This is a genomic window from Phocaeicola sp. HCN-6420 (assembly GCF_037890145.1).
In the GTDB taxonomy this organism is placed as follows: Bacteria; Bacteroidota; Bacteroidia; order Bacteroidales; family Bacteroidaceae; genus Phocaeicola.
Window position 1 is genome coordinate 1 of record NZ_JBBKBJ010000092.1, and the last position, 447, is coordinate 447.

1 protein-coding gene is annotated in these 447 nt (G+C 54.6%); it reads right to left on the reverse strand.

Annotation, left to right across the window (positions count from 1 at the left end):
• Positions 1–447, reverse strand: a 447-nt coding sequence (locus WKT12_RS16500; protein ID WP_340320336.1) for a hypothetical protein, incomplete at both ends; no start/stop codon positions are given.

Here is a 447-nt window from a genome sequence, read left to right on the forward strand (position 1 = left end):
GCAACCTCCGGACGGAACAGGGAAAAGGAGGCGCTCATCAGCCATGCGTTCCGTACCGCTTCAAGATCGCCGGGCGAAGGATTGTCCAGTAGCGGAAAGCGTACCGGGGAGGATACTTCCCCGCCCCAGGCTAAGGACGTACAGGCCTGACCTGACGTCAGGTTGTCCTGCCGGACCACACGAACAAACACGGAACTGCTGTCCGGTACACCCAGCGTATACGTCAATAACTGACCGGGATTCATCACGGTTTGAGGAAGGGAACAAATAACAGGAGAGGACTGTAAGGTATCAGCAGATTTATCAATCCATACTGTCCGCTCCGACAGCTTATTCAAGCCCTTATCCATCAGGAACAGCGACAAAATACCTTGCCCGTAAGCGGACACGTCGAGAACTGCCATCTTTTCTGCCGGTGAGAAAGGAATCTCCTGCAGGTGAGCCGGT